General features: G+C 33.3%; 22 protein-coding genes. 3 read left to right on the top strand and 19 right to left on the bottom strand.

From position 1 onward, the window contains the following. Window positions 1-182: 182 nt before the first annotated feature. From ACXGQW_RS01445 to ACXGQW_RS01425, 5 genes are all read right to left on the bottom strand, one after another. Complete coding sequence (locus tag ACXGQW_RS01445) at window positions 183-752, bottom strand: HupE/UreJ family protein (protein ID WP_457823334.1); 570 nt, start codon at window positions 750-752, stop codon at window positions 183-185. A 459-nt stretch (window positions 753-1211) separates the two neighbouring features. After that, entirely contained in the window at window positions 1212-2585 is a 1374-nt protein-coding gene (mqo, locus tag ACXGQW_RS01440) for a malate dehydrogenase (quinone) (RefSeq protein ID WP_457823333.1), read from the bottom strand. A 185-nt stretch (window positions 2586-2770) separates the two neighbouring features. Then, window positions 2771-3466, bottom strand: a complete 696-nt coding sequence (locus ACXGQW_RS01435; protein ID WP_457823332.1) for a 3'-5' exonuclease — start codon at window positions 3464-3466, stop codon at window positions 2771-2773. A 9-nt stretch (window positions 3467-3475) separates the two neighbouring features. Then, complete coding sequence (locus tag ACXGQW_RS01430) at window positions 3476-5389, bottom strand: DUF294 nucleotidyltransferase-like domain-containing protein (RefSeq protein ID WP_457823331.1); 1914 nt, start codon at window positions 5387-5389, stop codon at window positions 3476-3478. A gap of 3 nt (window positions 5390-5392) precedes the next feature. Next, on the bottom strand, window positions 5393-5929 hold the full coding sequence (locus tag ACXGQW_RS01425; RefSeq protein WP_457823330.1) for an NUDIX hydrolase: 537 nt from the start codon (window positions 5927-5929) through the stop codon (window positions 5393-5395). A gap of 80 nt (window positions 5930-6009) precedes the next feature. On the opposite strand from ACXGQW_RS01425, the gene menD reads away from it, so the two are divergent. Continuing rightward, window positions 6010-7710, top strand: a complete 1701-nt coding sequence (gene menD / locus ACXGQW_RS01420; protein WP_457823329.1) for a 2-succinyl-5-enolpyruvyl-6-hydroxy-3-cyclohexene-1-carboxylic-acid synthase — start codon at window positions 6010-6012, stop codon at window positions 7708-7710. 3 nt (window positions 7711-7713) lie between these two features. After that, window positions 7714-8151: a DNA-binding protein gene (locus ACXGQW_RS01415; RefSeq protein WP_457823328.1), complete on the top strand. Its 438-nt coding sequence runs from the start codon at window positions 7714-7716 to the stop codon at window positions 8149-8151. 43 nt (window positions 8152-8194) lie between these two features. On the opposite strand, the gene ACXGQW_RS01410 is transcribed toward ACXGQW_RS01415, so the two are convergent. The 10 genes from ACXGQW_RS01410 to ACXGQW_RS01365 all read right to left on the bottom strand — a co-directional run bounded on the left by ACXGQW_RS01410 (window position 8195) and on the right by ACXGQW_RS01365 (window position 16468). Further along, window positions 8195-8773: a Crp/Fnr family transcriptional regulator gene (locus ACXGQW_RS01410; protein WP_457823327.1), complete on the bottom strand. Its 579-nt coding sequence runs from the start codon at window positions 8771-8773 to the stop codon at window positions 8195-8197. 47 nt (window positions 8774-8820) lie between these two features. Continuing rightward, window positions 8821-9129 carry a DUF6122 family protein gene (locus ACXGQW_RS01405; RefSeq protein WP_457823326.1) on the bottom strand — a complete coding sequence of 103 codons (309 nt, stop codon included), beginning with the start codon at window positions 9127-9129 and terminating at the stop codon, window positions 8821-8823. Beyond that, window positions 9129-9755 (bottom strand): WbqC family protein, encoded by a 627-nt coding sequence (locus ACXGQW_RS01400; protein ID WP_457823325.1) that lies wholly within the window; start codon window positions 9753-9755, stop codon window positions 9129-9131. Before ACXGQW_RS01400 ends, ACXGQW_RS01405 begins: the two co-directional genes overlap by 1 nt. Window positions 9756-9758: 3 nt before the next feature. Beyond that, complete coding sequence (gene lepB / locus ACXGQW_RS01395) at window positions 9759-11318, bottom strand: signal peptidase I (protein ID WP_457823324.1); 1560 nt, start codon at window positions 11316-11318, stop codon at window positions 9759-9761. A 16-nt stretch (window positions 11319-11334) separates the two neighbouring features. After that, the gene (gene dapB / locus ACXGQW_RS01390; protein ID WP_457823323.1) at window positions 11335-12036 is read right to left on the bottom strand and encodes a 4-hydroxy-tetrahydrodipicolinate reductase; all 702 of its coding nucleotides are present in this window, start codon (window positions 12034-12036) and stop codon (window positions 11335-11337) included. A gap of 3 nt (window positions 12037-12039) precedes the next feature. Continuing rightward, window positions 12040-12603 (bottom strand): DUF5683 domain-containing protein, encoded by a 564-nt coding sequence (locus ACXGQW_RS01385; RefSeq protein WP_457823322.1) that lies wholly within the window; start codon window positions 12601-12603, stop codon window positions 12040-12042. Next, window positions 12596-13489, bottom strand: coding sequence for a ParB/RepB/Spo0J family partition protein (locus tag ACXGQW_RS01380; protein ID WP_457823321.1), 894 nt, complete (start codon window positions 13487-13489; stop codon window positions 12596-12598). Before ACXGQW_RS01380 ends, ACXGQW_RS01385 begins: the two co-directional genes overlap by 8 nt. Window positions 13490-13494: 5 nt before the next feature. Beyond that, the gene (locus tag ACXGQW_RS01375; protein ID WP_457823320.1) at window positions 13495-14256 is read right to left on the bottom strand and encodes a ParA family protein; all 762 of its coding nucleotides are present in this window, start codon (window positions 14254-14256) and stop codon (window positions 13495-13497) included. A 116-nt stretch (window positions 14257-14372) separates the two neighbouring features. Continuing rightward, window positions 14373-15839: an aminoacyl-histidine dipeptidase gene (locus ACXGQW_RS01370; RefSeq protein ID WP_457823319.1), complete on the bottom strand. Its 1467-nt coding sequence runs from the start codon at window positions 15837-15839 to the stop codon at window positions 14373-14375. After that, complete coding sequence (locus tag ACXGQW_RS01365) at window positions 15839-16468, bottom strand: NAD(P)H-dependent oxidoreductase (protein ID WP_457823318.1); 630 nt, start codon at window positions 16466-16468, stop codon at window positions 15839-15841. Before ACXGQW_RS01365 ends, ACXGQW_RS01370 begins: the two co-directional genes overlap by 1 nt. Before the next feature lie 85 nt (window positions 16469-16553). Between ACXGQW_RS01365 and ACXGQW_RS01360 the strand changes: the two genes are divergently transcribed. Next, the gene (locus ACXGQW_RS01360; protein WP_457823317.1) at window positions 16554-17837 is read left to right on the top strand and encodes a DUF2851 family protein; all 1284 of its coding nucleotides are present in this window, start codon (window positions 16554-16556) and stop codon (window positions 17835-17837) included. Here ACXGQW_RS01360 and ACXGQW_RS01355 read toward each other — a convergent pair. The 4 genes from ACXGQW_RS01355 to uvrA all read right to left on the bottom strand — a co-directional run bounded on the left by ACXGQW_RS01355 (window position 17812) and on the right by uvrA (window position 26909). Further along, window positions 17812-20271, bottom strand: coding sequence for an alpha-ketoacid dehydrogenase subunit alpha/beta (locus ACXGQW_RS01355; protein WP_457823316.1), 2460 nt, complete (start codon window positions 20269-20271; stop codon window positions 17812-17814). The two genes, ACXGQW_RS01360 and ACXGQW_RS01355, sit on opposite strands and share 26 nt — an antisense overlap. Before the next feature lie 83 nt (window positions 20272-20354). Then, entirely contained in the window at window positions 20355-23162 is a 2808-nt protein-coding gene (locus tag ACXGQW_RS01350) for a M1 family aminopeptidase (RefSeq protein WP_457823315.1), read from the bottom strand. A 2-nt stretch (window positions 23163-23164) separates the two neighbouring features. After that, window positions 23165-23887, bottom strand: a complete 723-nt coding sequence (locus ACXGQW_RS01345) for an LOG family protein (RefSeq protein WP_457823314.1) — start codon at window positions 23885-23887, stop codon at window positions 23165-23167. Between the two features lie 202 nt (window positions 23888-24089). Then, window positions 24090-26909: an excinuclease ABC subunit UvrA gene (gene uvrA / locus ACXGQW_RS01340; RefSeq protein WP_457823313.1), complete on the bottom strand. Its 2820-nt coding sequence runs from the start codon at window positions 26907-26909 to the stop codon at window positions 24090-24092. Window positions 26910-26953: the final 44 nt, after the last annotated feature.

Raw genomic sequence — 26953 nt, 5'->3', positions numbered from 1 at the left:
CAAATGGGTTGAATATATCATCTTTAATGTCCTCTTTTTTCAAACACGATATGATACAAAATTGACAACTAATTCAAGGGAAAATTAAAATAAACATATGCGTGAAAAGTAACTAAATGAGAGTAAAAATTTTCAAAATCATAAGATACTTTGTAAGTACCTCTAAAAAAATCACGCGGGTTTTACGATATAAAGTAATTAGCGATAAAGTAGATAGATATCAAGAGACAAAGTGTATTTAAAATACTTTCTGTATGGTTTTTGGATGTTTTAGATAGCGCTGAAATCAAATAAATAATTCCAGTTGCCAATACAACAAAGCAAATCGCTGCGATTTCTATTCCCAATGAATAAAACAGAGAGGGGGTAAATATCTGTTTCTGATGAAAAGTTAGGTGGAAAAGATGATAAAGCTTCGTACCATGAAACATTCCAAGTATTCCAATTAAAAAAGCAGTAGGAGCTCCCTTATTAACGTTTATTATTTTTAACACAGAAAGGGTGGCTAGCCCTAGCCATAGTATCAATGTTACAATGCTACTTTTGATATGAACAATATGATAATGGGAGAGGAGCAGAGCTACAAACACCCCAATTGTAAAATAACTGATATTGCTGAACAAAACTTTCCAATTTTTAAAGTCCGAAGCAAGCAGTACGACAAATAAAAACAGCAAATGTTTGATAGCGTTTATACTGAATAGATGAAAAAAACCTATTTTGATTGGGTCTAAAATTGCTGTGATATCCATAGTTTTAGTTAAATGAAATAGAGTGTAATTTTAACAAAAATCCCTGTATGTATAAACACAAAAGGATTTTTGTTTTAAGTACAACTACATTCTTTCGGGAACATCAATTCCTGGTAAATTAAATGCAGGATTGATTTGAAGAAAGATTATCTTTTTCTATCTGCTGTGAGATACTAAGTTTAAATAAAAGTGAATACCGCTTTTACATCTTTGGAAATGAATCTTGTGAACTTTTATAGTCAAATACCTCAAACTAAAGAATATGAAGAGATTAATCAAAAAAAGCTAGCTCTTTGTTCAAACTATAGTAGTGTATTCGCTTTCAAAATCCAATCTTACGTATTCTTGTTAAGGTTCAATATATACTTTACTTTATAAAAAAACGCTCTCAAAAATGAGCTTAACTTTTCGGTGCACTATTATTCAAGTAGGCTTTTTTTATATAAGTCTAAGAGGTGCTTATTTAAAACATTCTTTTACTACAGATTTCATCACAGAGTACGAAGTAGATGCACCTGGAGATGCTCCTAATAATCCTGCAATGGTTTTATCTTTAGAGATAATTACTTCTGTTCCAAATTCTAGTTTACCCTTACCCTTTTTATCTTTTTTAATAATTTGTACACGCTGTCCTGCAACCACAACTTTCCAGTCATTATCTTTGGCATCTGGGTAAAATTCTCTTAACATTTCCATTCTGTCTTCAAATTTCAGACTTACTTGTTTTACTAAGTATCCTACCAACGGCAAATTATTATAACCAGCACCTAGCAAACTCATGATATTATCAAACTCAACAGATTTAGGCAAATCAAAATAAGAACCATGTTTTAAAAATTTGGTAGTAAAACCAGCATAGGGACCAAATAAGAGTTCTTTTCTACCATTGATAACTCTAGTGTCCATATGAGGAACAGACATTGGTGGAGCTCCTTTTTTAGCTTTACCATACACTTTAGCAGCATGCTTTTCAATCACCTCAGGATTTGTACAACGCAGCCATAGTCCACTGATAGGAAAACCACCATAACCTCTAGCTTCCTTAATACCAGATTTTTCTAATAATTTTAGCGCACCACCACCAGCACCCACAAATAAGTAGTTGCTTACAATTTTCCAATGCTTACCAACATTTTGCCCTTTAACGGAAAGTAACCATCTTTTATTATCGGTTTTCTGTACATCGTAAACGTTACTGTGCTTAAATAACTGAACGTTCGGTTGTCTTTCTAGAAATCTAAAAATTTGTTCTGCAACCTCTCCAAAATTCACATCGTAACCATCTTTAAAATAGGTCGCTGCAATTTTTGAGTTTTTCTCTCTACCTTCCATCATCAACGGAATCCACTCAGCTATTTTCTCTATGTCTTTAGAGAACAACATATCTTTAAAGTAGGCTGTTTCTTTTAAAACATTCCATCTTTTTTCTAAGAATTCAACATCTTTTTTTCCTTCAACAAAACTTATATGTGGAACAGGAGATAAACATTTATCGATATTGTGAATATAACCTTTGTTGGCACATTCCTTCCAAAACTCAAGAGTTTCGTAAAATTGTTCAGCGGTCTTTAAAGCTTTTGCAGGATCTATTTTACCACCTTTGTCAGGAGTATAATTAAGCTCGCAATTTCCTGCATGCCCAGTACCCGCATTATTCCATGCCTCAGAACTTTCTTCGGCTACTTTGGGTAGTTTCTCAATAATGGTAATTTTCTTACCAGGAAACTTTTCATAAAGTAATATAGCCAAAGTGGCACTCATAATTCCACCACCAATCAGTACAAATTCAGAATGTTTGATGGGTGTTTTTTTTTGCTTGTCTTTTTTGGGCATTGCTTAGAACCTTTATTTTTAATGATGGCAAAGATAAATGTTTTGTTCCGTAATTGTGAGTAATCTATTGGTCAACATTGCTTTAATTGACGTAGAATATAAAAATTTAACAACTGTGTGTTTTTGTTAAAAAAATACTACGTAATTCAAATTCCTGCATTTTAAATCATTAAAAATAAGGCAGTCTAGTAAATCATTTTAGGAATGTAAAATAAATCTTTCAGAGTTAAATCGTTATTCCGATTCAGTTTGGCAAGTATTCTAAAAAACACAATGGCTGTAATATAGGCATCTCCATAAGCCGTGTGTCTATCCTTTTTTGTGACTTTAAGTTCGTCACAAACTTCATCTAAAGTAAATACCTTTTTATTTATGTGAGAATATACTTGATGCTTTGTTTTTTTAAAAAGCACAGCAGTGTCTAATGTTTTGTTTTTAAGTTTGGGCAGCCCCATCCTTTGAAGTGCATAATTCACACAGTTAACATCAAAATTAATATGATGACCAACCAAAATAGCTCCTTCTATGTATTTCAAAAAATCTTTAATAGCTTCTGGCTCTTCGGTTTTGTTATAATTACCGTTTTTAAGCAAACCGTGAATGGCTACACTTTCTCTTTTAAAAATATCTTGATGCAAGTATCTTTCAAAAGTATTTTTTACTTGTATCATATTACCATGTATGGTAATAGCTCCCATGGATAAAATACGATCTGACTTTGGGTTGAGTCCAGAGGTTTCGCAGTCGAATACTACAAATTTGGAATCTGAGATAGATTTGGAGCCGATGTGTTTTAACGTTTCCGTGTAATTTTTCCAATACTTTGGAAGCTTTCTCTTACCAAAATAATGTTTAAAAAGCTTTTTTAGGGGTTTTATCATATTGCTTAATTAAAGGTTGGCTTGAAAACGAACTGTAATCACTTCCTGAATACTTTTAATAGGTTTAAAACACCTTCTTAATTTTACTTTATCAGACTTGGACAGGTTGTCTAGATTGATAAATTTACCATCATCTTCTCCTAAATTAGACAGCCCGTTTTTAGTTCTAAACTTTAGTAAAGCTTTAAATGCATAAGCACAAGCCTCATAGACTTCAGCATTTTGAGGTTCCAACTCTCTGAGCTTATAATATCTGTCTGCCGTATTATTAATACCGTGTAAATTGTGTTGTAGTGTTAAAATTCTAGCAGCATCAATTAAAGGCATAATTGCGCGCTGTTTGATGTTGAATTGGTCTTTATGTGCTCCATCTTGATCCACCAAAAATTGTCTAAAAAAACCAATAGGACTAGGACTTTTTAAAGCATCTTGGGCTAAAAACATAAAAAATCTGCTATTGTTTTTGGTGTGTTCGTACACAACATCAGACATATCGTTTACTAATTTTTTATTTCCGTAGACAAAGTTAAAATCAAAAAAGATAGAAGATAACAGGATGTTTTTATCTGTGGGATTGTAAATCCAATCTTTAAATTTATTTTCCCACTCAGTTTTACTTAAACACCATTCTGGATTACTAGCCATCATTTCGGCAGGACAGTATTCATATCCAATAGAATGTAAGTTTTTAGTAATCACTGCAGCAAGATCCATAAAAAACTGTCTTGTGCTGCCTAATTCATCATCACTTACGTCGTCAAAAATAATTCCATTGTCTTGATCTGTGGGGACCAATTGTTCTTTTCTAGCTTGACTACCCAAGGCAAAAAAAGCAAAATTACACGGAAGGTTTTTGTCCAATTCCTTAACAGATAACTCTACTGCTTTTTGATTGATGGACTCGTTAAGTTCGGCTACAACAGTTAAAGTATGTGTAAAGGATATTTTTTGGTCGATATATCTCTTTAACAAATCATTTAGTTGCTGTCTTAAATCTCTCAGTCTAGAAATTGTTCTAGCTCTGTTAATTTGTTTCATTAATACAGCAGGGTTGTTACTTAGTGAGGCAACTATATCTTGCTGAGTTAGCATTCCTATAATTTTAGTGTCTCTTGTACCATCTTTGGTAACACAAACGTTTTCTACCTTGTTTTTAAGCATTATGATTTGTGCCTCGGCGATAGAAATTTCTGGAGAAGCAGTCACTACGGGAGCGTTCATAATTTCTTTAATGTTTTCATCAATAGAGAATTTACCGGTAGCAATGTTGTGTAACAATACCTTATTGGTTACAATTCCTACAGGCTTGCTTTTTTTTGAGATAAAAATAGAGCTAATTTTATTTTCGCTCATAATTAAAGCAGTTTCTCTTACGGTATGCTTGTGATTACAACTCACAGCAGAAGTCATTAAGTTGATAATTTTAGAGCTAAAATAATCTGTTTGACGTGTACGTTTGTAATCTGCAAAAATACGTTCGTTCTCTTCTTGAGAAAATCTTGTAGCAGAGTTACTAGCAAAACGAGTGATTAAATATTTGTTTATTTCAGCATTATTTTCAAATTTCTCATTAAAAATATTAATAGGAATTGCGTAAACAATAGACTCCTCATAAGCTTTGGCATTTAATGTGTAATTTTCATTAACAATTAAAGGTCTCAAGCCCAGAACATCACCTTCATCACACATTTCAACGTCAGATATTTTATCTCCGTCTTGCCTATAAATTCTTATCGCCCCTTGGTTTACTACATAAAAATGATCGTTGTGAGGTTTTCCCTGCGTATACAAAGTTTCATCCTTGTCTAAATAAAGCACATTTATTTCTACAGCTAATTGATACAATTCTTGATAGGGTAAATTGTCAAAAGGGGGATAGTTTTTAATAAAGTCTGTAATTCTTTCTGCAATGCTATTTTTCATGTGTTATGCTTCTGATAGTAATTGAAAAATGTGTTTGTAATATGCCTCATCACGAGGAACAAATACGTTACTATGAATATATTGTTGCTTTAACTCTGTTAGAGATATTAGTTTTAAGTCGGCTACCTCTTCTTTTTGCATAGATAATTTATCTAGCGGAGTAGACAACTCAGTTAAATATATGTGGTGAACCTCGTGATCTATCAAACCGTTACTGTGCAAATGTTTCTCTGTCCATATTCCACAGTACTCTAGCTGTTCTTTAGTTAGGTTTAAACCAATCTCTTCTTTGGTTTCTCTAAGGGCAGCTAACCAAGGTTGTTCTTTGGTAGCGATATGACCTGCTACGGAAACATCCCACAAGTTGGGATAAATTTCTTTGTTTGGGCTTCTTTTCTGTACCAATATTTGTCCTTCTTTATCATATATCCAAACGTGGACGCTAGCATGTAAAATACCTTTTTTATGTGCAAAGCTTTTTAAACAAGTATTGCCCGTTACACAGCCCTGAATATCCACAATGTCTATAAGTTCATCCATACCAAAAAGAAACAAAGTAAGGTAAAGATACTACCTTTTTATTTGTAATTTTACAGTCTTATTAATGAGTAGAGAATTAAATGAAGTATCCTGAAAATGAATTGGCACAAATTGTAATAGCATCCTGTATCGCTAATCATATTAATGATGTTGTCATATCTCCAGGTTCACGAAACGCTCCTTTAACTATTGGTTTTAATCAGTTTCCTAATATCAATACGTTAAGTGTTGTAGATGAGCGTTGTGCAGCTTTTGTGGCTTTGGGAATGGCCCAACAAACCCGAAAACCAAGTGCCTTAGTTTGTACCTCTGGGTCTGCATTACTTAATTATTATCCTGCAGTAGCAGAAGCTTTTTATGCAAACATTCCTTTAATTGTAATTTCCGCAGATAGGCCTGAGCATTTAATAGATATAGGAGATGGACAGACGATAAGACAAGAAGGAGTTTTGAAAAATCATATTTTATACGAAGCCAATTTAACTTCTATTAAAACCGAACTGGATAAAGCGTTTAATAAAACTTTAGTTTATCAAGCCATCAAAATAGCCAATGAACAAAGAGGTCCTGTGCATATTAACGCCCCTTTTGACGAACCGCTCTACAATTTGGTTGATGAGATAATAACGTATCCGAAAGAAATTTGTCCTGAAGCACATATGCTGATGGAAACTCAATCATTTTTAGAAAAACCATTTGCTACGGATGAGCTGGAAGCATATGCTACTCAATGGAACAAAGCCACCAAAAAAGTTGTTTTAATTGGAGTTAATTATCCATGTGATTTGATCAAAGTACAAATAGATCATTTGATGAAAGACCCCTCAGTGGTAGTTTTAACAGAGACCACATCTAACCTTAACAACGAGCGCACTATTAATAGTATCGATCAGTTTTTAGAAAACCTAACAGAAGAGGATAAAAAGTGGTTTCAGCCTGATATATTGTTAACAATAGGAGGGTTGGTTGTGTCTAAGAGAATTAAGCAGTTTTTTAGAACCTATCAACCCAAAAGACATTGGACAGCGCATCAGTCTTTTGGATATGATACGTTTTTTTGTTTGACAAAACACTTTAAAATTAGCCCTCAATTGTTTTTTAGTCAGTTTTTTTGGTTAACTCAAAAAACAGTAAGTAATTATCAAGCTAAAGCATTGGAAATTAAGAAAAAAGCAAAACAATTGCATCGTGTGTTTTCTGAGAATGTGGAGTATTCAGACTTTAAAGTATTTGATGTTATCAATAAATCATTACCCAAAAATTCAATTTTGCAGTTGAGTAACAGTGCAACTATTAGGTATGCTCAATTATTTGACATAGATGACTCCATACATGTTTACTGTAATAGGGGTACAAGTGGTATCGATGGTAGTACTTCTACAGCTATGGGTTGTGCAATAAAATCAGAAAAACAAGTAACTCTTGTTACAGGAGATATTAGTTTTTTATACGATAGTAATGCTTTGTGGAATCATTATATACCCAACAATTTTAGAATTATAATTGTGAATAATAATGGAGGAGGTATTTTTAAAATTTTACCAGGTCCTAAAAAAACAAATGCTTTGTCATTTTTTGAAACTCCTCACCATTTAACAGCAAAGCATTTAGGTGCTATGTATGGTTTTAACTATTGTGGGGTATCTAACAAAGATGATTTAGAAAAAGAGTTGATTACGTTTTACAACGATAGTCAGCAACCAAAAATATTAGAGGTTTTCACTCCTAGTGAAATAAACGATGATGTTTTGAAAACTTATTTTGAATCGTTTAAAAAATAAAATATGGAAGATTTTGAAGTAGGACAGCAGGTAGATGTTGTTGTGGGGAGTTTTACAAAAATGGGGATTACTGTTTTGGTAGACGAAGTTTGTGAAGGCTTAATGTATAAAAACGAAGTATATCAAAGATTAGAAGAAGGACAGCGTTTAAAGGCTTTTGTAAAAAAAGTACGAGAAGATGGAAAACTAGACATTTCTTTACAGCCTATTGGTTTTAGAAATAGCATCACAAAATTTCAAGTACAAATTTTATCAGCTTTAAAAGCTCATAATGGTTTTTTACCTTTAACAGACAAATCCGAACCAGATACTATAAAATTTGAGTTGGGAATGAGTAAAAAAGCTTTTAAAAATGCCATTGGAGGTTTATACAGAAACAAGATAGTGGCTATAGAAACTAACGGTATTCGTTTGATCGATTATACTGAACAGGAAAACTAAAAACTCATAAAAAATCCCTTTATATTTAAATAAAGGGAATTTTTTATTGCTTCAATAATTTTTTTCTGATTCTACTCAACTGAATAGGAGTAATCCCCAGGTGGGATGCAATATGATATTGCGGAATTAGCTGGTCTATGTCTTTTATTTTTTGTCTTAGTATCAAATACCTTTGTGTAGCATCTTTAGACAACAAGTCTATCAAAGATTCTTCTAATTTAGTATACTCAATTTCTAAAGCTTTAAACATAAATTGACTAAACTCTACACTTTCTTCTCTTAAGTTAGACAATTCCTCCTGTTTGGTACAGACAATTACACTATCCGTTAAAGCTTGACAAGCAATTTTGGCAGGTTCGTTGTTTATAGAGGATTTTAAAGAAGTAGCTAAGCTACCGCTGCATGCAATTGACTTATTGATTTCTAACGAATTGGGGGATTCCTTCATGTAAGTCCTAGTAACACCTTTCAAGATAAAAAATACTTTATCGTTTACTTCTCCTATTTTACACAGATGATCTCCGGATCTGTAAGATACAATTTCGGAAATGCTTAGTAGTTTTTGGAAAGTTTCGTTCGAAAGAGGGTGAATGTTTTTAATAAAATTTATTAATACTTCCATTTACTTTTTTAGTTTTTACTTAACATTTGTCGTCTAAAATACGCAAACTATTTCAAAAAACAATCAATATAGTCCGTAATTAAATGAAAAATTAATCCAGTAGCCCATAATCTTGTTTTTTTCATAGCTAAAAGAACAAAATAGATATATGCTAACGGAAAACTGTGTAGATAATGAAAATTGATACTACAACGGTTAGGATCATAAACAGGGTTTGCAAACAAGTGATCTATATCGATTAACATCGTACTGAGCAATATCAACCAATTTTTCTTCCACAATTGTTTATTGTAAAAGTAAGCGATAAGGGCGGGAAATACCAAATGAAGTCCGTAGTGAATAAAAAATCGAAGCATTACAAATTGAATTCAACTTTATTCAAATACATAGAGCTTGCAGGTCCTTCCATAAAAATCAAATCTAAAATACTTAGGTTGGCTATAAACCCGTGTTTATCATCAAACATTTGCGTGTACTTTGGAAAATTGGCTTGCGTTTGTTTTTTGGAATTGATCAAATCTCTAAAATCAGAAAAACTAGTGGTTTCAAATAAGTATTCTTGTGTATAATTTGTTTGAACATTTTCTTGTAAAGCTTCCATTACAAAATGATGACAAGCGTTGTGTAGTTCTCCTAAATATTGATACTGAGTATCAAATATTTTACGTAAATCGTCTTGATAGAACTCAAAAAAAGGTGAATTTTGATAGGCTGATTGCAAAGATTTAAAGTGCAGTGTTTGCCAATCTTCCGTATAATTTAGTGCGATTTGTGGGGTCAAGGTTTTTTTACCTTTGGTTTTATTTACAGGTACGTTTAGCAAAAGTTTACCATTGGCAGCGTATATATAACAACGTGTTCTATAGGTTTGTTTTAAAAAATGATCGCACAGCTCAAAGTGTATGGCCTCCGCTTTTAGTATAGCTGCATATTGTGCTATGGTAGCAAAATATGCAGGCTGCACTAATATGTTTTTAGACATATTTTATTTTTTTCTACGTTTGATAACTTCTTTACCTAAGTAGTACAAACCAAGGATTACTAAGAAGTAAACAAAATAAGATTTGGGTTTGCCACTTCCATGCACAGTAGTAAACAATCTTTCCCATCTTATTTTTTTGTTGATGGCTTTTTCATTTTGATCCAAACTCATCCAAATAAATACAGGTTTCCCTACCACATGATCAAAAGGAGTGTATCCCCAGTAACGAGCATCCAAAGACCTTTGTCTGTTATCTCCCATCATCCAGAAATAGTCCTGCTTAACAGTGTATTTGTTAGTTTTTTCTTCGTTAATATAAATATCACCATTGTCTTTAATTTCAAAAGCATTGTTTTCGTATTCAGAAATAATTCTCTTGTAGAATGGTAAAGATTTTTTGTTCAGTTCTAAAACATCACCTTTTTTGGGGATGTAGATGGGTCCAAAATTATCCTGGCTCCAAGCATATTGTGGGTCGTGAGGAAAAATCTCAGGTTCATAATTACCTTTGGCATCGATGTTTCTTTTAATAGAGATTACTTTTGAATCCTTTTGCATCAATAACGCATGTTCTTTGTCTAAATTGATGACATAGTTGTATGCACCGTTGTTATCTCCTCTGTAAGATGCCTCGTCAGGATTCACCCCGTAACCGTGTACAATTTCATCAGGAGTAAAAGGTTTTTTAGTCTCTACTAAGTAATGAAACTGGGTTTTAGCTCTATCTGGTAAAACTGTTTTTTTACCGTTGATGTATACATAACCGTTTCTAATCTCCAAAGTATCACCAGCAATTCCAACGCAACGCTTTACGTAGTTCGTTTTTTTATCGATTGGCTTGTAAGTGAATTTTCCCGAATTATCACCCCACATAAGAGCTAATGAATCCGATGGCCAGTTGAATACAACTATTTCGTTCCTTTTTATTTTTTGTAGACCTGGTAGTCTAAAGTATGGTAATTCTACACCTTTTACGTAAGATCTGATTCCTGTACCTGGTATAGAATCGTGAACCATAGGCAAAGCTATAGGACTAATAGGTGTTTTTGCACCGTAATGAAACTTACTTACAAACAAATAATCACCAATCAATAAAGATTTTTCTAAAGAAGAGGTGGGAATGGTAAAGGGTTGCATGATATAGGTATGTACAAAAGTAGCTGCAGCAATAGCAAAAACAATAGAACTAACCCATTCTCCTGTTTTGTTTGGCGGTTTTATACTTCTGTTTTCATTATATCTTAACTCGTCGATTACAACATAGTTCAGGTAAAAATTATAAAACCCAAAAGTAAGAATCGCCAACCAAGTATCTTTGGGTTCAAACTTTCTGAAACTACGAGCAATCTCTACCCATATAACTGGAAATAATAATAAATTAATCACTGGGATGAATAATACAATGACCCACCATTTTGGACGTTTAATGATATCCATTAAAACGATAGCATTGTATACAGGAACAGCTGCCTGCCATGCTTTTTTACCAGCTTTTTGGTAAAGTTTCCAAGTACCAGCAAAATGTAATACCTGTATAATTAAAAAAAATATAATCCAGTTCATTGTGTTGTGTTAAATATTATAAACCTAAAACGTCTCTCATAGTAAAAACTCCTTTTTTTCCTACAAGCCATTCAGAAGCAATTACAGCTCCTAAAGCAAAACCTTGACGGTTATGAGCAGTATGTTTGATTTCGATACTGTCTACATCTGAGGTATAATCTACCGTATGCGTACCTGGTACTTCTGGGCTACGGATAGCACTAATAGGAATGTTTAGTTCTTCAGTGGCTTTATCTACTTCCCAACCTTTGTATTTGGTGTGTTCAATAACTCCTTCTGCCAAGGTAATGGCAGTACCACTAGGTTCATCTAATTTTTGTTTGTGATGTATTTCTTCCATAGTTACATCGTACTGCGAAAGATTTTTCATCATTTTAGCCAAATGTTGATTCAATTCAAAAAAGATATTAACTCCTAAACTATAATTAGATGCATAAATAAATCCCCCTTTATTTTCGTTACACAGGTTTACCATGTTGTCGTATTCTGCCAGCCATCCTGTTGTTCCAGATACCACGGGTACCCCATGTTTAAAACAGTTAGAAATATTATCTACAGCCACAGAAGGAATACTAAAATCTATCGCTACGTCAGCCAAAGTAATATCGTATTCTTTAGTATTTTCATCTACAATCACTACAATTTGGTGTCCTCTATTTACAGCTATTTTTTCAATAGTCTGTCCCATTTTTCCGTATCCTAATAATGCGATTTTCATTTTTTAAAAATTAAGGTTTAAAGACAATCCTAAATAATTTCTGTTATTTGCGCGTTGTTGCATAAACTTAGGATCGAATGTAATTTTATCTGATATGTTAAATTGTAGTAAGTGAGCATCAATACTGGCTTCTAAAATTTGCAAAGCATATAAACCAATAAATACTATTAAAGAAGTATCTCTATTCCTTTTTAAGACTTTTTGAGCATTTTCCAAACTTTGATTCGAGAATAAATCAAATTCATCAGGTTTACCAGCAGCTCTCAGTTTAAAAGCTCTTCTTACATCTTTTAACGTATTATTATTAATAGTATAGTAGTATAAACTGGTAGCTAAAGCTCCGTAAACGATGGGTATTTTCCAATATCTTTTGTTATATGCTTGTCCTAGTCCTGGTACTACTGCGGAATAGAAAGCAGCTTTGGAAGGCGATAAAGGATTAAAATATTCTTCTCCCTCTAAAAATTGTTGACTGTCAACAGACAAAGAGCCTTCATCATTATTTTGAGAAAAAGACAGCGAAATACTAAAGAATAGTAATATAATTATGAGTAACTGCTTATTCACCCAGCTTAAGTATTTGTTTAATTTGATTAAACTCTTCTTCTGAATTGAAAGAAATAGCTATTTTTCCTTTACCTTTTTCGTTAGCAGAAATGGCTACTTTTTGTCCGAAAAATCTGTTAAATACTTGTTCGTTTTGTGTAACAAAATCTGGAATTTCTGGTTTTACAGGAGCAATTTTATGTTGTTTTAACTGAGATACCAATGCTTCTGTCTGTCTTACAGACAAACCATCTCTTACAATTTTCTCGTATACTTCTAATTGCTTTAAACTGTTTTCTAAGTTGATCAAAGCTCTACCGTGTCCCATGCTTACAAAACCATCTCTCATTCCAGTCTGTATAATAGGGTCTAATTTTAACAATCGTAAATAATTGGTTACCGTAGATCGCTTTTTTCCTACACGTCCACCAAGTTCTTCTTGTGTTAAATTAATTTCATCAATCAATCTTTGGTAGGACAAAGCTACTTCTATAGGGTCTAAGTTTTTACGTTGAATGTTTTCAACCAAAGCCATTTCTAGCATTTCTTGGTCGTTGGCCAAACGAATATAAGCAGGTACAGTGGTGTTACCTATTAATTTAGAAGCTCTAAATCTACGTTCTCCAGACACCAATTGAAACTTATTGTTTTCTAACCTTCTTACAGTAATGGGTTGGATCACTCCTAAAATTTTAATAGATTCTCCTAGTTCATTTAGGGCTTCCTCATCAAAATAAGTTCTAGGTTGGTAAGGGTTTACTTCAATCTTATCCAACTCCAAATCAATAATATTACCAATAATCTCTGTAGCTTTCTCGTGATTAGCAGAGTTAACACTCATATCATTTTCTTTCAGTAATGCAGAAAGACCTCTTCCCAAAGCTTGTTTTCTAGTTGCTTTTGCCATATTAATTAATTCTTGGTAATTACCTCGTTGGCTAAGTTAATATAATTTATAGCTCCTTTGCTAGTAGCATCATAAGCAATAATACTCTCGCCATAACTTGGAGCTTCTCCTAGTCTAATGTTACGCTGTATAATGGTTTCAAAAACCATATTGCTAAAATGAGTTTTAACCTCTTCTACCACCTGATTCGATAGTCTTAATCTAGAGTCGAACATGGTTAATAGCAGTCCTTCTATATCCAAAGAGGGGTTGTGTATTTTCTGAACACTTTTAATAGTATTCAATAATTTTCCCAAACCTTCTAAAGCAAAGTATTCACATTGAATAGGAATAATCACCGAGTTGGCTGCCGTTAGGGAGTTTAAAGTAATTAAACCTAGAGAAGGAGCACAGTCAATAATAATAAAGTCATAATTATCTTTAATAGGTTTTAAAGATTCTTTCAACATATATTCTCTATTTTCTTTATCAACTAACTCAATTTCAATGGCTACTAAATCAATATGCGCAGGAATAATATCTACATTGGGTGAATTTGTACTTTTAATTGCCTCTTGTGCCGTACAAGTATGTTCGAGTATTTCATAGGTTCCTTTTTCTACGGATTCAATATCAATCCCTAAACCCGAAGTAGCATTTGCTTGTGGATCTGCATCAATAATTAAAACCTTTTTTTCCAACACTCCTAAAGAGGCTGCAAGGTTTACAGAGGTTGTTGTTTTACCAACTCCCCCTTTTTGATTAGCAATAGCAATAATTTTTCCCATGAATAGCTTCATTTTATAATGCTCGTAAAAGTACAATTATTTGTCTGTAACAAAAAGTTAAGATATTAACAATTATAGTACCAAACTTAAATATCATGAATGGGACGAATGATGGATTAGGCAGTCGTTTTTTCAGGAATATTTTTCAAAATTTCTTGTAAATACAACCAAAATTTTTGAGTGGATGAGATGCTAACTCTTTCATCTGGAGAATGAGCTCCTTTAATGGTGGGGCCAAAAGAAACCATTTCCATAGCAGGGTAGTGTTTACCTATAATTCCACACTCCAAACCAGCGTGGCAAGCATTTACCTGAACCACATCATTAAATAAATTTTGATATACAGAGGTCATTACCTTTAAAATACTAGCTTTTGGATTGGGTTGCCACCCAGGATAAGCTCCATCCGTAGTTACTTCAAATCCACCTAAGGTAAAAGTTGCGGTAAGTTGGTTTACCAAATCGTCTTTTTCAGTTTCAATAGACGATCGAGTTAAGCAGGCAATAGTCGTTTTTCCGTTTTCCAAGCGAACAGATGCTAAATTGTTAGACGTTGCGACCAAATTATCGATGCTAGCATCCATTGTATAAACACCATTAAAGCAAGCATAAATAGTATGTAATAGCTGGCTTTGCTCTTTTTGGTTAATAGCGGTTTTGTTATTTAAATTTTCGGTAGGTTCTAGTGAAATGGATAAATTGGGTTCTTTGTTTAGCCATTCTTTTAAAATTACCGTTGCGATTTCTTTTAATTGATGATTGATATTCGTGTCAGTAGAGGCGATGTGAGCTAATGCTTCTCTAGGAATAGCATTTCTTAAATTGCCCCCGTTAATGGTTGTTATTTGAAATTTGCAAGTTTTATTCAACTCGTATAAAACTCTATTCATTATTTTATTAGAGTTCCCCAACCCCTTGTGGATTTCTACTCCTGAATGTCCACCAGATAAACCATTAACCGTTAGTTTATACATTTTACTATTGGGAGTGATGGACACTAAGTGATGTGTTTTTTTTGCGGTAACATCAATACCTCCTGCGCAGCCAATGGTAATTTCGTCATCCTCTTCAGTGTCTAAATTCAACAAAATATCTCCAGATATAAAACCAGGTTGTAATTCAAAGGCTCCTGTCATTCCTGTCTCTTCATCAATGGTAAATAGCGCTTCTATTTCAGGATGTTGAATGGTACGACTAGCCAACACAGACATTATTGCAGCTACTCCCAAACCGTTATCAGCTCCCAATGTAGTGCCATTTGCTTTTACCCAATCATCTTCTACAAACATCTCAATGCCTTGAGTATTGAAATCAAAAACAGTATCGTTGTTTTTTTGATGAACCATATCTAAGTGAGATTGTAAAGTCACTTTTTTACGATTTTCGTAGCCCTTAGTGGCAGGTTTCTTTATCAATACGTTTAGTGCGTTGTCTTGTAGTGCTTCAAGGCCCAATTTTTTTCCAAAAGAAACCATAAAATCAGAGATAGCTTGCTCTTTTTTAGAGGCTCTTGGAATGGCATTGATTAAACTAAAATGAGCCCAAATTTCTTTGGGCTCTAGGTGTGATAATGATTGATTCATTAGATTTCTATGATTGATTCTGATAAAGGTTTTCTTACTTTTTTCTCGTTGGCCATAAAATCGTCTTCTGCTCTAAACCCAACAGGTAATAGCAAAGCAGATTTTAAATTTTTAGATTTTAAATTTAAAATTTCATCAACTTTAGAAGGAATAAAACCTTCCATGGGGCATGAATCAATTTTCTCTAAAGCGCAAACAGTCAATAAATTTCCTAAAGCAATATAAGTTTGCTTAGCAAAAGAACTGTGTTTGTCTTTTATGCTTTTTGTATTAAACTCGTTCACTAAAAAATCTTTAAAAGGTTTGATAGTTTCTTCTGGAGTATTTCTTTCCTTGACAACCCTAGTAAAGTATTGTTCTACGTCTTTTCCATCGTAGTTTTCGGGGTAACATATAATGAGCAAATGCGAGGCATCTATCACTTGTCTTTGGTTGAATGCATGAGGTAATAATTGCTCTCTTAATTCTTTATTCTCTACAATAACCAAGTTGAGTGCCTGTAAACCATAAGAGGTAGCAGTAAGGTTAAATGCTTCTTTTAACAATTGAATTTGATTGGTAGAAAGTTTTTTAATCGGATCAAATTTTTTAGTTGCATATCGCCATTTTAAACTGTCTATGATATTCATATTTAATGGATTCTTTGTTTTGTATTACAAAAATAAACTATTTATTTTTTAACTTACTATTCTAACTTTAGATTCTACTGATGCTATGAAAGAGTCTTTTTTACATTTGATATGGCAACAAAAGTTGTTTACCACAAAGAGTTTGTGCACTACCCGTCATCAAAAATTAGAGATTGATTATTTCGGCACTCTAAATAGTTTGTGTGGTCCAGACATTACTAGCGCTGTCATTAAAATTGATGGACAAAAGTGGGCTGGGAATGTGGAGATCCATGTAAATTCTTCGGATTGGTATGCACATCAACATCAAAAAGATAAAAACTATGGCAATGTAATACTGCACGTAGTTTACCATCACGATATAGAAGTATATGATGTAAATGGTCACGAAATCCCCGTTTTAGAGCTAAAACAGTACATTCCTCTATCAGTATTAGAAAATAACAGTCGTTTAATGAATCAAAAGAGCAAATGGATTTTTTGTGAGGATTATTTTAAATATGTAGATAACTTTAAGTTTGAATTTTGGTTGGAAAGTCTCATGATAGAAAGATTAGAGAGAAAAACCAAAGAGGTAGAAAAAACCTTAAAAGATGCCAAAGGAGATTGGGAGGCAACTTTGTTTTTAATGATGGTAAAGTATTTTGGAGGGAATGTAAACGGAGATATTTTGTATAATGTCTTTTCCAAGATAGACTACAAAATTATTAGAAAACAGTTTGTTAATAAAACATCAAGCTCCTTTGTATACGGAATGGTAGGTTTGCTAGTAGAGGAGAAGGAAGATGCTTACTACATTGGTTTGCAAAAAGAATTTTACTATCAGCAACAAAAATACCAATTGAATAACTCGATGGATAAAAGACTGAATTTCTACGGGTGTAGACCTCTTAATTTTCCAACGATAAGATTGGCTCAGCTAATTGCTTTTTATGAGGCAACTCCAAACGTGTTTTCTAAGATTTTGTCTATGAATCATCAGTTGAGTGCATATAAAGATTTGTTTAACGTAAGCGTGGCGGAGTATTGGAAAATACATTATAATTTTGATAAGGAATCAAAAAAATCACTTAAAAGGGTGAGTAAAAGTTTTCAAGATATTATTATGATAAATGTGATTGTACCTGTTTTATTTTTACACAATAAAACAAAAGGAATAGACAATGCTTACCTATTAGATATTTTAAATGAATTGAAGCCAGAAAAAAACAGCGTTATCTCAAAATTTGGGGAACTAGGATTTCAATCAAAATCTGCTTTAGAAACTCAAGCACTTCTCACTCTAAAAAAACAATATTGCGATCATGAGCGTTGTGCTGAATGTGCCGTTGGAATTGAAACTATTATGAAAACAGATGAGGGTATTTAGCAGGATTTGCTTCATGAAAAATTTCATAGATTTTTTCAAAAACATCATCATGTGAAGGTTTAGAGAAATAATCTCCATCGCTACCGTAGGCAGGTCTATGCTCTTGAGCAGAAATACAAATAGGTTTGCTATCCAAATATTGATAAGCATTTTGCTCATCTAATACTTTTTGTAAAATGTAAGCAGAAGCACCTCCAGGAACATCTTCGTCAATAATAGCCAAACGATTGGTTTTAGAGACACTTAGCGCAATGTTATGATCTAAATCAAAAGGCATCAAGCTTTGAACATCCACTACCTCCGCATTGATACCTACCTGTGCTAATTCTCTTTGGGCAACTTCCATCACTATTTTTAACGTAGATCCGTAAGAAACCAAAGTAATATCTGTTCCTTCTTTAATAGTTTCAGAATATCCGATAGGAGTTAAAAATTCCCCTAAGTTATTAGGCTTTTCTTCTTTTAAACGATAACCGTTTAAGTTTTCTATCACGATGGCAGGTTCATCGGTTTTTAACAATGAATTATAAAACCCAGCTGCCTTAGTCATATTTCTTGGAACTAATAAATGCATTCCTCTTAAACAACTTAAAATTAAAGCCATAGGTGATCCTGAATGCCATATTCCTTCTAATCGGTGACCCCTAGTTCTAACAATTAAGGGAGCTGTTTGCTTTCCATATGTACGGTAACGTAAACAGGCTAAGTCATCACTTAAAGTTTGAACAGCATATAGTATATAATCTAAGTATTGAATTTCTGCGATAGGTCTCAACCCTCTTAAAGCCATTCCAATACCTTGTCCCATAATGGTTGCTTCTCTAATTCCAGTATCAGCAACGCGTAACTCACCATATTTATCCTGTAAGCTTTCTAAACCTTGATTAACGTCTCCAATTTTACCAGCATCTTCACCAAAAATGAACAAATTATCGTGCTTTTGTAATAGGGCATCAAAATTATCTCTAATAATCACTCTGGCATCAACAACTTCTTTTTCGTTGCTGTAAGTAGGCAATTTTTCCTCAATGGAGGAAGCACCTGTTCCAAAGTCGTTTAATAATTTAGAGCTATATTTTTCTTGAGCAATAGGCAGATTTTTATGTAACCAGCTTTGTAATAGTTTTTTGCTAGAGATGTTTTCGTCCTTTAAATAGGCGAGTACCTTTCTAGCAGTACTATAAATATCTTTACGAGTTACCTCGTTTAAAGCTTCTAAATCGTTTTTATATTTTTGAATAAAGTTTTTATTGATGCTCTCTTCACAAACTTTATTCAAGATATTTAACAAGCCGGTTTGCTCAGTTTTCAGAGGTTTGATAAAAGCTTGCCAAGCAGCTCTTTTGGCAACAGAAACTTCTTGTTTGGCTTTTTTCTCCAAAGCAATTAACTCTTCCTCACTATCAACAAGTTTTAAATTTCCGTTGCTATCAGACAAATCAAAATTTAAAATCCATTCGCGCATTTTTTTATTACAGTCAAAGTCTTTTTCCCACTGTAAACGTTCAGCGCTTTTGTATCTTTCATGCGATCCTGAGGTTGAATGACCTTGAGGTTGCGTAACTTCGCTAACATGAATCATTACGGGTACGTGTTCTTCTCTAGCAATTTCTGATGCTTTTGTATACGCATTAATCAAACTAGAATAATCCCATCCTTTTACTTTAAAAATTTCTATTCCCTTTGAGTCTTTATCTCTTTGAAAACCCTTAAGTACTTCAGAAATATTTTCTTTAGTAGTGTGGTGTTTTTGATGTACTGAAATTCCATATTCATCGTCCCAAATACTAGCAACCATAGGAATTTGTAAAACTCCTGCAGCATTAATGGCTTCAAAAAAATGTCCTTCACTAGTGCTTGCATTTCCTATGGTTCCCCACGCTACTTCATTACCATTTTTACTAAACTTCTCGTAACCTGTTTGTACTGTTTTTTCTTGTCTGTAAAGTTTAGATGCGTAGGCCAAACCAACTAATCTTGGCATTTGTGCAGCAGTACAAGAAACATCAGAAGCGGTATTATACTGCGCTGTTAAGTTTTTCCATTCTCCATTTTCATCTAAACTATGTGAGGCAAAATGACCTCCCATTTGTCTCCCTGCTGCAAAAGGTTCGTGCTCAATGTCTGTATGCGCGTACAAACCTGCAAAAAATTGTTGAGGAGTTAATTCTCCTAAAGCAAGCATAAAAGTTTGATCTCTGTAATAGCCAGATCTCCAATCTCCTTTTTCAAAAGCTTTGGCCATTGCAATTTGAGGCAACTCTTTACCATCTCCAAAAATTCCAAATTTAGCTTTACCTGTTAACACTTCTTTACGACCTAAAAGGCTACATTCTCGACTCAATACAGCGGTGTAATAATCGTTTAAGATTTCCTCCTTAAATTGTAGAAAAGTCAGTTCTTGTTCTTTTTTAGAATTCGCAGTTACAGGCATATTTGATTACAATTTTAAACGCATAAAGTTAATCATTTATAATTTGATAATGTAATGCAGTATAACCAAGCTATTAACAACTGTTAAAACAACTGCTGTTTTAAAAATCTTACAATGGGTTGAGCTCTAAGAGTAATTACAAACCTTACCTTGTCTAAATAGTTATCTTCTTGAAAAACAAGACCTTCTTTATTATAAACAGGTAAATAGAATTCTAAAATATCAGGAATAAAGTTCAATCTAATTCCTCCCTCATAATCAAAAAAAGCAGAGGAATTTCGGTTTTTCAACAATGAAACGTTGTTAAACGTCTCTATCCATTTATAAATTCCAACGCTAGTATTGATACTCGTTAACCATTGATTAGCAAAGCCAGGTTCGTTTTGAGAGACAAATCCTCCCTGTGCTTTAAAGTATTGCTGGCTGAGTAAACCAGCTTCTTCTGATCTTCCTAAATAAGGTAGTTCAAACAAATAATCATTAGCCGTGTGTTGATTGAAACTAAAGAAATCGCTTTTAGTTTTATTAGAAAAAAAGAATCCTCCAAAAAACCTAAATTCAATAGGTCTTTTGTTACTGGTCAAGTGTCTGTATCTAAATTCTGTATTTAATTTGGAAAATTTACTAGCAATTTCAGTGTTGACATCTAGTTGGTAATTATGTATCAGCTTGTTTTTCTTAAAGAGATAATCTAGTTTAAAAAGATTGTATTCATCTTCGTCAGATTTAAGGATGCCCTTTTCTAATTCTCTATCAATTAATAAAAATTTAGCGGTAATTTTATTGGTTCCTAAAGCTCTAAAATCTTTTTGTTTAAAGTCGATACTAAAAAAAGGAGACAAGGTATTGTAGTTTAAATCCTCTGCATAATGATAATTGCTACCGCTAATTCCCACACTAGTCGCATAAATATTGGTCTGTTCTGGATAAGTTGTATATTTTACCTTGAACCCCCCTGTAAAACTGTTACTTTTAAAACCATAGGTTGGTTTTAAGGCATACTCTAAATTTTGTCTGATATAGGCTTTGTTTTGTATACTCAGTCCAAGTAAAACACCATCGTAAAAATTATATTCAACCTCGGGTTTTAAAAATATTTGATTGGTGTTTGGGTTATTCAAATCTTTCAATAACATAATTTGAATAGGTCTTTCAAATAATTTGTTTTTTTTATTGTCCCAGTTGTTTCTGTAATTTATTTCAGGATATATGTTTTCGTAGTTTAAAACAACTTTGTCTAAGTCACTATTTTCTAAAGCAATTTGTTTGACATCAGAAAAACCATCAAACCATGTTTTATGAATGATACTATCATTCTTTAAACCGTAAACCAGTACGGGAGTTTTGATGGATTTGTTATTTTTTAAAGTGATGTGAACACTATCTTTTTTAAAAGTAGTTTTTACAATTTTATGGTCTATTTTTTTGTTGGTTTTTAACCATTCATTTTCAAACCAATCAATGTTCTTTGAGGTGTTTTGGTTTAGTAATTTTAAAAAGTCAGAAGCTCGGCTAGGTTTATCCAAATGCTGCTCAACGTACATCCGAATAGTGTTTTTAAGTGTCTCCGTACCGATGTACTCCTCTAAAAATAAAAAACCAATTCCCGCTTTATAAGGAGAAACCACTTTTTTATTATAATTGGATAGTTTATCAATGGGAGTGGATAATTTTTGATCTAGATTTTCTCTAGCAGTAATTTGATGTATGATTGAGAATTTAGCATTAAAATCTTGCTTAGCAATATTCATAAACTTAACGCCCCAAATTTTAGAAAGTCGTCCTAATATTTTAGAATCAGGGTAATATTGATTGATGTATTTAATTAATAAATAAGTTTCTAAACCTCTGGTAAACCAGTAATCCTCCACATTGTTTTGGATAATAATTTGATCAATATATTGGCTGGTTAAAGCTTTAAAAAATTCTGCTTCCCATTTAAACAAAGAGGAATAGGGATGTAGTTGCTTTGGTAAATATTTAAGTTCGTAAATAGGATTTTGGTCGTAAACTTTTTTTTCTACTAAAATTTTGTTTTGCGATGTAGTTCCTACGTTTTCTTGTAAAAACAGCAACATTTGTTGCATTTTAGCTTGTTGAACAGGTAGCTTAACTTTATGAGAGGTAAAATTGGTCGTTATTTTTGCAGGATGCGTAGATGTTTGCAAATACGATTTTAAAAACACAATACTAAGGTTTGTTTGCGTAACATTTTTCCCTTGTAATTGATGAGTGACTTCTGAGTTCTGATTCGATTTTGCAGCGCTAAAGTTGCTGTAGATATTGTAGCCCATAGGAGTCGTAAAACGGATAGTATAATCGGTGGGATGTTTGAATTGGTAATTAAGGTTTTTATGTGTATCTAATAACCAACGATTATTTTGATATATGGATGGAGTGATGTGCCAGTCTTCTAAAAAGTAATCTACATTTTTGTGTCCACTACCTGTAAACTTAATGTCTGGTATTTTAATACTATAATTCAAATCAATATCAATACTATCACCAGGAGATAAAGGCCTATTCATTTTTACGAACACCAAATCTTGCAAATTTTTGGGAATCTCAAATTTGGTATTGTGAGAAGAGCTATGGATGCTATTTATTTCGCTAAACCCGCGTTCGCTTTTGTTTGAAAAGTAAAAATCGGTTTTGTAATCTCCAAGAAGTCTTTTGGCTAGAGGAGTGCTATCATTTTTATAGCTATTTGCCCAATTTCTAAGCACAATTTTTTTAAGCGTATCGTTACTCGTGTTATAGTAAACAATTTTTTGCTGTATTTCTAATTGATGTGTATGCGGATATAATTTAGCCTCTATAGTTATTTTGTTATTTTGACTATAGAGACTTTGTGTTAGAATAATAAAAAAAATACTTAACGTTAATTTCAATTCTAAAAGTTGGGTTTTAACTTGTACTTGTTGTAAAAGTTGTTCAAGTGTTCAACGGCTTCGTCAGCAGTATCAACAATTCTAAATAAATTTAAATCTTCTGGACTAATTGTTTTGTACTCGTCTCTTAAAACTTGCTTAATCCATTCTATAATTCCTCCCCAAAACTTGGTTCCCACTAAAACAATTGGAAAACGACCTATTTTTTTTGTTTGGATGAGTGTGATAGCTTCAAAAAGTTCATCTAAAGTTCCAAAACCTCCAGGCATTACCACAAATCCTTGCGAATACTTTACAAACATCACTTTTCTGGTAAAAAAGTAATCAAAATTCACGTTTTTATCACGGTCTATCCAAGGATTGTTATTTTGTTCAAAAGGAAGTTCAATATTTAATCCTACAGAGGTTCCTTTCCCTCGGTGAGCTCCTTTATTTCCAGCTTCCATAATACCCGGTCCACCACCAGTAATAACACCAAATCCGCTTTGTGTTAATTTGAAAGCAATTTCTTCTGCCAAAATGTAATTAGAATCGTCAGTTTTGGTTCTTGCAGATCCAAATATACTTACACAGGGACCAATTTTGGCCATTTTTTCGTAACCATCCACCAGCTCAGACATAATTTTAAATACTGCCCAAGAATCATTGGTCTTAATTTCGTTCCAATCTTTTTGCTTGAATTTATCGTAAATTCTCTCCTCTTCTGCTCTTTCTTTATCTGTCATTGTATGCGTGTTTTAAATTTTAACTAACTTAAGTTAGTTAATAAGTTGGATAAATGGCAAATTTCTAAATCAATTTTTTAAATAAATACATCGACAGAATTTATAACAAATTTTGTTTAAACGAGTATTTACTTTGTTATTTAAATGATAAATATGTCAGGACAAAGACGTTAGAATCTCGAAGTGTTTAGTAAGTCATATGCTACAGTTCTTTTTTAAGGAATTTGGCAGTGTAGCTTTTTTTGTTTTTCGCAACTTGCTCGGGGGTACCTTTACAGATAACAGTACCGCCACCTTTACCACCTTCAGGGCCAATATCAATAATGTGATCGGCTAACTTAATAACGTCCATATTGTGTTCTATCACTAACACCGTATTTCCTTTGTCGACCAATTTTTGAATGACTTGCATCAAAACTCTAATATCTTCAAAATGAAGACCTGTAGTGGGTTCATCTAAAATATAAAAGGTATTCCCAGTATCCCTTTTAGAGAGTTCGGCAGCTAGTTTAATTCTTTGTGCCTCACCGCCAGAAAGCGTGGTAGATTGCTGCCCCAATGTAATATATCCTAAACCAACCTCTTTGATGGTTTTAATTTTTCTGTAGATTTTTGGAATGTGTTCAAAAAAAGTAACAGCTTCATTAATCGTCATTTCTAGAATATCAGAAATAGATTTTCCTTTATATCTTATTTCTAAAGTTTCTCTATTAAAACGTTTTCCTTGGCACGTTTCACATTCTACGTGTACATCAGGTAAAAAATTCATTTCTATTACTCGCATACCACCACCTTCACAAGTTTCGCAACGTCCGCCCTTTACGTTAAAAGAAAAACGACCTGGTTTGTAACCACGAATCATAGCTTCTTGTGTTTTGGCAAACAAACTTCTTATTTCATCAAAAGTTTTGGTATAGGTGGCTGGGTTAGAACGAGGTGTTCTACCAATAGGAGATTGATCAATATCGATGATTTTATCAATATGCTCTAAACCTTCAATACTTTTATAAGGTTGAGGTTTTTTAACTCCATTGTAAATATGTGCATTTAAAATAGGGTAGAGGGTACCGTTTACCAAAGTAGATTTACCGCTACCAGAGACACCTGTTACACAAATCAGTTTTCCTAGAGGAAAATGAGCGGTGACGTTTTTTAAGTTATTACCATTAGCTCCTTTCAAAACCAGTTCGTTACCATTTCCTTTTCTTCTTTTTTTAGGAACCGTAATTTCTTTTCTACCCGTTAAATAATCAGCTGTTAAAGTTTCTACTTTAGAAAATAATTCAAAAGACCCCTCACTAACGATAGTACCTCCATGAACTCCAGCACCCGGACCAATATCAATCACATGGTCTGCACGCTCCATAATATCTTTATCGTGTTCTACCACTAGTACGGAGTTTCCTACGTCTCTTAATTGCTCTAAGGAGTTGATTAGTTTTTCGTTATCTCTTTGGTGTAAACCAATACTGGGCTCATCTAAAATATACAAAACTCCCACGAGCTGAGAACCTATTTGTGTGGCCAAACGAATACGTTGTGCTTCTCCTCCCGATAGGGACTTAGAGGTCCTATTTAACGTTAAATAATCTAAACCTACATCTAGTAAAAATTGGATTCTAGTTTTGATTTCTTTTGTAATCTCAGATCCTATTATTTTTTGTTTGTCACTAAGTTTATCATCAATTTTTTGAAACCAATCTGCCAACTCACGAATATCCATGTTGGCCAGTACTCCTAAATCATAACCATCAATTTTAAAATATAAAGATTCTTTACGTAAACGGCTACCTTCACATTCACTACAAACCACGTCGGTCATAAAATCTTTTGCCCAGCGTTGTATACTTTTAGAATCTGCATTTTGGTGCTGATTTTTAATAAAGGAAACGATTCCTTCAAAATCTATTTGATAAGTTTGCGTAACTCCAGCAGCTTTGGCTTTTACTTTAACGGTTTCTTTACCACCATTTAAAATAATTTCCATGGCTTCTTTAGGAATTTTAGAAATAGGACTTTCTAATTTAAAGTTAAAAGCTCCCGCAATACTTTGCAGCTGCTTAAAAATCCATGTGTTTTTCTGAGGACCTAACGGAATGATTCCTCCTTTTTTGATGGAGATACTGCTATCTGGAATTACTTTTTTTAGTTCAATCTCCGAGGTGTTTCCTAAACCATTACAATTGGGGCAAGCTCCTTTTGGAGAGTTGAAGGAAAATGAATTAGGTTCAGGTAATGGATAAGAAATACCAGAACTAGGGCACATCAAAGCTCTACTGAAATATCTGGGTTTATTTTCGTTAAACTTTAACACCATCAGTACTCCATCTCCAGCATACATTGCTGTTTTAATGGTTTCTTCTAAGCGTTTTTCTTGTTCTGGGTTGATGACTAATCTATCGATTACAATTTCTATATCGTGAGTTTTGTAACGATCTACCTTCATCCCTTTGGTAATATCAACAATAACCCCATCTACACGAACCTTGGTAAATCCTTGTTTGGCAATTTGTTCAAACAATTCACGATAATGACCTTTTCTAGACTTGATGACTGGAGCTAAAACCAAAGTTTTCTCTCCGTCAAAATCTTTGAGAATTAGTTGTTTGATTTGCTCATCGGAATAGCTTACCATTTTCTCGTTGGTGTTGTAGGAATAAGCATCTGCAACTCGTGCGTACAACAAACGTAGAAAATCGTAAATTTCAGTGATGGTTCCTACAGTAGAACGCGGACTTTTGTTAGTAGTTTTTTGCTCTATGGCAATGACGGGAGATAGTCCGTCTATTTTATCAACGTCAGGTCTTTCTAAACCTCCCAAAAACTGACGAGCATAGGCAGAAAAAGTCTCAATATATCTCCTTTGTCCTTCAGCATAAATAGTGTCAAAAGCTAAAGAAGATTTTCCACTACCACTCAAGCCAGTAATCACTACTAGTTGATCTCTGGGAATTTTAACGTCAATATTTTTTAAATTGTGAGCCCTAGCTCCTAAAACTTCTATATACTCGTTTGTTGCCATGTAATTTTTTTGCAGAAACACGAAGTTACAGCTTTTAGCAATAA

It is taken from the genome of Wenyingzhuangia sp. IMCC45533 (assembly GCF_054111225.1).
The sequence above is the reverse complement of the archived record's forward strand: the minus strand, read 5'-3'. Positions and strand labels throughout refer to the sequence as shown.

Coding starts and splice junctions, on each gene's coding strand:
- ACXGQW_RS01445 (WP_457823334.1), bottom strand. CDS start 752: ATGGATATCACAGCAATTTTAGACCCAATCAAAATAGGTTTTTTTCAT.
- mqo (WP_457823333.1), bottom strand. CDS start 2,585: ATGCCCAAAAAAGACAAGCAAAAAAAAACACCCATCAAACATTCTGAA.
- ACXGQW_RS01435 (WP_457823332.1), bottom strand. CDS start 3,466: ATGATAAAACCCCTAAAAAAGCTTTTTAAACATTATTTTGGTAAGAGA.
- ACXGQW_RS01430 (WP_457823331.1), bottom strand. CDS start 5,389: ATGAAAAATAGCATTGCAGAAAGAATTACAGACTTTATTAAAAACTAT.
- ACXGQW_RS01425 (WP_457823330.1), bottom strand. CDS start 5,929: ATGGATGAACTTATAGACATTGTGGATATTCAGGGCTGTGTAACGGGC.
- menD (WP_457823329.1), top strand. CDS start 6,010: ATGAAGTATCCTGAAAATGAATTGGCACAAATTGTAATAGCATCCTGT.
- ACXGQW_RS01415 (WP_457823328.1), top strand. CDS start 7,714: ATGGAAGATTTTGAAGTAGGACAGCAGGTAGATGTTGTTGTGGGGAGT.
- ACXGQW_RS01410 (WP_457823327.1), bottom strand. CDS start 8,773: ATGGAAGTATTAATAAATTTTATTAAAAACATTCACCCTCTTTCGAAC.
- ACXGQW_RS01405 (WP_457823326.1), bottom strand. CDS start 9,129: ATGCTTCGATTTTTTATTCACTACGGACTTCATTTGGTATTTCCCGCC.
- ACXGQW_RS01400 (WP_457823325.1), bottom strand. CDS start 9,755: ATGTCTAAAAACATATTAGTGCAGCCTGCATATTTTGCTACCATAGCA.
- lepB (WP_457823324.1), bottom strand. CDS start 11,318: ATGAACTGGATTATATTTTTTTTAATTATACAGGTATTACATTTTGCT.
- dapB (WP_457823323.1), bottom strand. CDS start 12,036: ATGAAAATCGCATTATTAGGATACGGAAAAATGGGACAGACTATTGAA.
- ACXGQW_RS01380 (WP_457823321.1), bottom strand. CDS start 13,489: ATGGCAAAAGCAACTAGAAAACAAGCTTTGGGAAGAGGTCTTTCTGCA.
- ACXGQW_RS01375 (WP_457823320.1), bottom strand. CDS start 14,256: ATGGGAAAAATTATTGCTATTGCTAATCAAAAAGGGGGAGTTGGTAAA.
- ACXGQW_RS01370 (WP_457823319.1), bottom strand. CDS start 15,839: ATGAATCAATCATTATCACACCTAGAGCCCAAAGAAATTTGGGCTCAT.
- ACXGQW_RS01365 (WP_457823318.1), bottom strand. CDS start 16,468: ATGAATATCATAGACAGTTTAAAATGGCGATATGCAACTAAAAAATTT.
- ACXGQW_RS01360 (WP_457823317.1), top strand. CDS start 16,554: ATGAAAGAGTCTTTTTTACATTTGATATGGCAACAAAAGTTGTTTACC.
- ACXGQW_RS01355 (WP_457823316.1), bottom strand. CDS start 20,271: ATGCCTGTAACTGCGAATTCTAAAAAAGAACAAGAACTGACTTTTCTA.
- ACXGQW_RS01345 (WP_457823314.1), bottom strand. CDS start 23,887: ATGACAGATAAAGAAAGAGCAGAAGAGGAGAGAATTTACGATAAATTC.
- uvrA (WP_457823313.1), bottom strand. CDS start 26,909: ATGGCAACAAACGAGTATATAGAAGTTTTAGGAGCTAGGGCTCACAAT.